Origin of the sequence: Streptomyces sp. SID5910 (assembly GCF_009862125.1) — a bacterium.
GTDB lineage: Bacteria > Actinomycetota > Actinomycetes > Streptomycetales > Streptomycetaceae > Streptomyces.
Genome location: NZ_WWHX01000940.1, coordinates 1 through 5,875, shown reverse-complemented (window position 1 = coordinate 5,875; position 5,875 = coordinate 1). Strand labels below are relative to the sequence as shown.

Below are 5,875 nucleotides of genomic sequence, written 5' to 3'. Positions count from 1 at the left end.
GTGCCGCCCCAGCGGCACGACTGCCCGCAGCTACGTACGTTCTACGACTTTGCCGTCCGTGACCTCCAGGCGGCGGGTTACCTGTACCGCGTTGAGCATGCGGCGGTCGTGGGTGATCAGGAGGAGTGTGCCCTCGTAGGCGTCCAGGGCTGATTCCAGTTGTTCGATGGCCGGCAGGTCCAGGTGGTTGGTCGGCTCGTCGAGGACCAGGAGGTTGACGCCTCTGCCCTGGAGGAGGGCCAGGGCGGCGCGCGTGCGTTCGCCCGGGGAGAGGGTGGCGGCGGGGCGCGTGACGTGGTCGGCCTTGAGGCCGAACTTGGCCAGCAGGGTCCGGATGTCCGCCGGCTCCGTGTCGGGGACGGCAGCGCGGAAGGCGTCGAGCAGGGACTCGGGGCCGTGGAACAGCGCGCGGGCCTGGTCGACCTCGCCGACGAGGACGCCCGAGCCGAGTGCCGCGTGTCCGGCGTCGAGCGGGACGCGGCCCAGGAGGACGCCGAGGAGGGTGGACTTGCCCGCGCCGTTGGCGCCGGTGATCGCCACCCGGTCCGCCCAGTCGATCTGGAGGGAGACCGGTCCCAGTGTGAAGTCGCCGCGCCGGACCTCGGCGTCGCGCAGGGTGGCGACGACCGCGCCGGAGCGCGGTGCCGACGCGATCTCCATGCGCAGGTCCCACTCCTTGCGCGGCTCCTCGACGACGTCGAGGCGTTCGATCATGCGCTGGGTCTGGCGGGCCTTGGCGGCCTGCTTCTCGCTGGCCTCGCTGCGGAACTTGCGGCCGATCTTGTCGTTGTCGTTGCCCGCCTTGCGCCGGGCGTTCTTGACGCCCTTGTCCATCCAGCCGCGCTGCATCTGCGCCCGGTCCTGGAGGGCGGCGCGCTTGTCGGCGTACTCGTCGTACTCGTCGCGGGCGTGCCGGCGGGCCACCTCGCGCTCCTCCAGATAGGCCTCGTAGCCGCCGCCGTAGAGGTTGATCTGCCGCTGGGCCAGGTCGAGTTCGAGGACCTTGGTGACCGTGCGGGTGAGGAACTCGCGGTCGTGGCTGACGACGACGGTGCCGGCGCGCAGGCCGGACACGAAGCGTTCGAGGCGTTCCAGGCCGTCCAGGTCGAGGTCGTTGGTCGGCTCGTCGAGCAGGAAGACGTCGTAGCGGGACAGCAGGAGGGACGCGAGGCCCGCGCGGGCCGCCTGGCCTCCGGACAGGGAGGTCATCGGCTGGTCCAGGCCGACCGTCAGGCCGAGCGCGTCGGCGGTCTCCTCGGCGCGGTCGTCGAGGTCGGCGCCGCCGAGGGCGAGCCAGCGCTCCAGGCTGGTGGCGTAGGCGTCGTCGGCGCCCGGGGCGCCCTCGACCAGGGCCTCGGTGGCCTCGTCCATGGCGCGCTGGGCCTCGGTGACGCCGGTACGGCGGGCGAGGAAGGCGCGGACGGTCTCGCCGGGCCGGCGCTCCGGCTCCTGCGGGAGGTGGCCGACGGTGGCGCTCGGCGGGGACAGGCGCAGCTCGCCCTGTTCCGGGGCGGTGAGGCCGGCGAGCATCCGCAGGAGGGTGGACTTGCCGGCGCCGTTGGCCCCGACGAGGCCGATCACGTCGCCGGGGGCGACGACGAGGTCGAGTCCGGTGAACAGGGAGCGGTCGCCGTGGCCGGCGGCGAGGTTCTTGGCGACGAGGGTGGCAGTCATCAGACCGCCGATTTTAACCGCGCCCCGCCGTCGCCTCAGCCGGGTTCCCCGTGCCGCACGGCCGCCACCAGCACGCTTCCCGGCGCCCGCGCCACCACGAAGGACTCCCCCTTCACCGCCCTCGGGTCCAGGGCGATGCGGTGGCCGCCCGGTTCGAGCACGTCGTCGAAGACCTCGTGGGTGTGCGTGCGGTAGAGGCGGTCGAGGCGGTACGCGGTGAGCCGCACCCGGCAGGGCGAGGTCACCTCGATCTCCGCGGCACCGCCGGCCGCCGTCAGGCGGGTCAGCCGGTGCCGTTCGGCCGGGCCCCGGTCCAGGGCGTGTTCGATCTGGGCGACGAGCAGCGGGACGATCGGGGCGAGGCCGTCGACATGGGCGACATCGACGCCGGCCCGGGTGAAGGCCCGGCGTACGGCGGCCCGTTCCGCCTCGCCGATCGCGCGGCCGAAGGCGACGGCACCGTAGGCGCGCAGTTCGTCGGCGGGGACGCCGGTGGCGTCGTGGGCGATGTCGGCGCCGATGCCGATGGTGCGCAGGGCCGCGGCGAGCCGGGCGAGCAGGGCGACGCGGGCGCCGATCAGCAGGACCCGGCGGCGGGTGTGCGCGCCGCCGCCGCCGTCGAGGAGGGCGGCCAGCGCCGCGCGGTACTCGGCGCCGGAGAAGCGGAAGGGGCCGATGCCGTGGTAGCCGTTGAACGCGAGGTCGGCGTGCTCGCCGGTCTGCCAGGCGAAGTCCCGCCAGACGAAGTCGTCGCCGTCGCGCCGGATCACGGCGGTCACCGCGCCGCAGGCCAGGTCCGCGCAGTCGGGACAGCCGTAGATGACGTAGCGGCCGCCGGGCAGTGGCGCGTCGGTCTCCAGGAGCAGGCTGCGGACCTGCGCGGTGAAGATCGCCGGTGGCACGTCGGAGGCGAGCGGGGAGACGGCGTCCAGGTCGGAGAGGCGGAACAGCAAGGATCGTCCGTCCACGATGAAGTCCACGAAGTCGCGGTGGACCTGGAAGTCGCCGCCGGCGAGGACGCCACCGGCCCGCATCGCCGGTGCCAGGCCGAAGGTCGCGTATTCGGCAGCCATGCGGTGAGTATTCCCTCGGGGACGCCGATGTGAGCACGCACTGACGTATTCGGGCGGAGAGGGCCTATCGTCCCGGTGTGGAAACCGAACTGGATGACGAGGTCGTCGTGGTCGGCGGCGGGGTGATCGGGCTGACGACGGCCGTCGTGCTCGCCGAGGCCGGCAGGCGGGTGCGGGTGTGGACGCGGGAGCCCGTCGAGCGCACCACCTCGGCGGTCGCGGGCGCGCTGTGGTGGCCGTACCGCATCGAGCCGGTGGCGCTGGCGCGGGAGTGGGCGCTGCTGTCCCTGGACGTCTACGAGGAACTGGCGGCGCGGCCCGAGGGGACGGGCGTACGCGTGGTCGAAGGGGTGCTGGGCGAGACGGGACTGGACGAGGTCGACGGGTGGGCGACCGCGCGGCTGCCGGGGCTGCGGGCGTCGCGGGCCGGGGAGTACGGCGGGGCGGGGCTGTGGGCGCGGCTGCCGTTGATCGACATGTCGGCTCATCTGCCGTGGCTGCGGGAGCGGTTGGCGGCGGCGGGCGGTGTGGTGGAGACGCGGGCGGTGGCCGATCTGGCGGAGGTCGGGGCGCCGGTCGTGGTCAACTGCACGGGGCTGGGCGCCCGGGAGCTGGTGCCGGACGCGTCGGTGCGTCCGGTGCGGGGGCAGCTGGTCGTGGTGGAGAACCCGGGCATCGACACCTGGCTGGTCTCCACGGACGCCGTCTCCGGGGAGATGGCGTACTTCTTCCCGCACCCCGGGCGGCTGGTCCTGGGCGGCACGGCCGAGGAGGACGCGTGGTCGGCGGAGCCGGACCCGGCGGTCGCGGAGGCGATCGTACGGCGGTGCGCCGCGCTGCGGCCGGAGATCGCCGGGGCGCGGGTGCTGGAGCACCGGGTGGGGCTGCGGCCGGCGCGGGACGCGGTGCGACTGGAACGGGAGGTCCTGCCGGACGGACGGCTGCTGGTCCACAACTACGGTCACGGCGGCGCGGGCGTGACGGTGGCCTGGGGCTGCGCCCGAGAGGCAGCCCGCCTGGCGACGGGTCCCTGCGGGAGCGGGGCCGCGCGGGCATGACCGGCCCGCGCCCGCAGGGGACAGTCCGGGCGGTCGCCCCTGCGGGCCCGGGGCCCCGGCTCCCCCTCGGACCTGGGGCTGCGCCCGAGAGGCGCCCCGCCTGGCGGCCGCCTAACGGTCCCCTGCGGGGGCAGGACCGCGCGGACGTGACCGACCCGCGCTCGCAGGGGCCACTCCGGGCAGGTCGCCCCTACGGGCCCCGGCCCCGGCCCGGAACCGGGGCTGCGGCCCGGATCCGTGCCCGATGGGACCGCTCCGGGCCGGTGGCCCCTGCGGGCCCCGGGACCCGGCCCCCGCCCAAGATTCGGCGCGGTCCTCAGCCGGCCGACCGGGGGCCGGCTCCGACGGACGCCGGGGCGCAGAGGTCCGGCCCGGGCCGGGCCGGACCGGGTCAGGGGGCGCCCTGGGCGCACCCGGGCGGGTCGGTGATGCGGGGCCGGGCGCAGGTGGGTTCAGTCGTCGTGTTTGCCGATCGGGTCGCCCTCCACCTCCGTGCCGGCGCCCGGCCCGATGCGGATCTCGAAGTCGCCGTCGTACTGCCGGTGGCCCGCGATGACGGCGAGTTCGACGGCCTCGGAGCCCATCTCGCCCCGCACGATGAGCGGGTCCCTGCGCAGGTCGCGCATGAGGGCGACGCACATGAAGATCATCACGATGACGAAGGGGGCCGCCGCGAGGATCGTGAGGTTCTGGAGGCCGGTCAGCGCGTCGCCCTGCCCGCTGCCGACGAGCAGCATGATGGCGGCGACGGCGCCCGTGACCACGCCCCAGAACACGACCACCCAGCGGCTGGGTTCGAGCGCGCCCTTCTGCGAGAGCGTGCCCATCACGATGGAGGCCGCGTCGGCGCCGGAGACGAAGAAGATGCCGACGAGGATCATCACCAGCAGGCTGGTGGCGGTCGCGATGGGGAACTCCTGGAGTACGGCGAACAGCTGGCCCTCGGGCGTCGAGTCGTCGCCGATCCGGTCCTGCTCCTGGAGCTTCATCGCCGAGCCGCCGAAGATCGCGAACCAGATCAGGCTGACCGTGCTGGGCACGAGGATGACGCCGCCGATGAACTGCCGGATCGTCCGGCCCCGGCTGATGCGGGCGATGAACATGCCGACGAAGGGCGTCCAGGAGATCCACCAGGCCCAGTAGAAGACGGTCCAGCTGCCCAGCCAGTCGGCGACGCCCTTGCCGCCGCTGGCCTCGGTGCGGCCGGCCAGCTGCGGCAGGTCGCCGAGGTAGGCGAAGACCGAGGTGGGCAGCAGGTCGAGGACGACGATGGTCGGCCCGGCGACGAACACGAACACCGCGAGGACCAGGGCCAGCACCATGTTGGTGTTGGACAGCCACTGGATGCCCTTCTCCACACCGGAGATCGCGGAGGCCACGAACGCCACGGTGAGCACGGCGATGATGGTGACCAGCAGTCCCGTGCTGACCTTGTCCAGCCAGTCCAGCTTCTCCACGCCGGAGCCGATCTGGAGCGCGCCGAGGCCGAGCGAGGCGGCGGAGCCGAAGACGGTCGCGATGATGGCGAGCATGTCGATGATCCGGCCGCCGACGCCGTTCGCGTTCTTCTCGCCGATGAGCGGGGTGAACACGGCGCTGATGGTCTGCCGGCGGCGCCTGCGGAAGGTGCTGTAGGCGATGCCGAGACCGACCACCGCGTAGATCGCCCACGGGTGGAGCGTCCAGTGGAAGAGGGTGGTGGCCATGGCCGTCTCCATGCGTTCGCCGGAGTCGGCCGGGGAGGTGCCCGGCGGGGGCGTCGTGTAGTGCGCGAGCGGTTCGCTGACGCCGTAGAACATCAGGCCGATGCCCATGCCCGCGCTGAACATCATCGCGACCCAGGACACCGTGCGGAACTCGGGTTCCTCGCCCTCGGCGCCGAGGTGGATCCGGCCGTAGCGGCTGGCCGCGAGCCAGAGGGCGAAGACGACGAAGCCGGAGGCGGCGAGCATGAACGCCCAGCCGCCGTTGTGCATCAGGCCGCCGAGCATCGTGTTGGAGGCGTCCTCCAGCGAGTCGGTGAAGGCGGCGCCCCAGATGACGAAGGCGAGGGTCAGGGCGGCGGTGACA

Annotated in this window: 4 protein-coding genes; 1 reads left to right on the top strand and 3 read right to left on the bottom strand. The window is 73.7% G+C overall.

Going from position 1 to position 5,875, the window contains the following annotated elements:
• Positions 1 to 30: 30 nt before the first annotated feature.
• The gene (locus GTW67_RS33570; protein ID WP_161168506.1) at positions 31 to 1,674 is read right to left on the bottom strand and encodes an ABC-F family ATP-binding cassette domain-containing protein; all 1,644 of its coding nucleotides are present in this window, start codon (positions 1,672 to 1,674) and stop codon (positions 31 to 33) included.
• A 35-nt stretch (positions 1,675 to 1,709) separates the two neighbouring features.
• Entirely contained in the window at positions 1,710 to 2,747 is a 1,038-nt protein-coding gene (locus GTW67_RS33565) for an oxidoreductase (protein WP_161168505.1), read from the bottom strand.
• 77 nt (positions 2,748 to 2,824) lie between these two features.
• Between GTW67_RS33565 and GTW67_RS33560 the strand changes: the two genes are divergently transcribed.
• The gene (locus GTW67_RS33560; RefSeq protein WP_161168504.1) at positions 2,825 to 3,805 is read left to right on the top strand and encodes an FAD-dependent oxidoreductase; all 981 of its coding nucleotides are present in this window, start codon (positions 2,825 to 2,827) and stop codon (positions 3,803 to 3,805) included.
• Between the two features lie 452 nt (positions 3,806 to 4,257).
• Here GTW67_RS33560 and GTW67_RS33555 read toward each other — a convergent pair.
• Positions 4,258 to 5,875 (bottom strand): BCCT family transporter (locus tag GTW67_RS33555; RefSeq protein WP_237519161.1); only part of this gene is annotated, 1,618 nt, incomplete at its 5' end.

Bases quoted from the DNA above. Each gene is read 5' to 3' on its own strand.
- GTW67_RS33570 (WP_161168506.1), bottom strand. From the start codon at position 1,674: ATGACTGCCACCCTCGTCGCCAAGAACCTCGCCGCCGGCCACGGCGAC.
- GTW67_RS33565 (WP_161168505.1), bottom strand. From the start codon at position 2,747: ATGGCTGCCGAATACGCGACCTTCGGCCTGGCACCGGCGATGCGGGCC.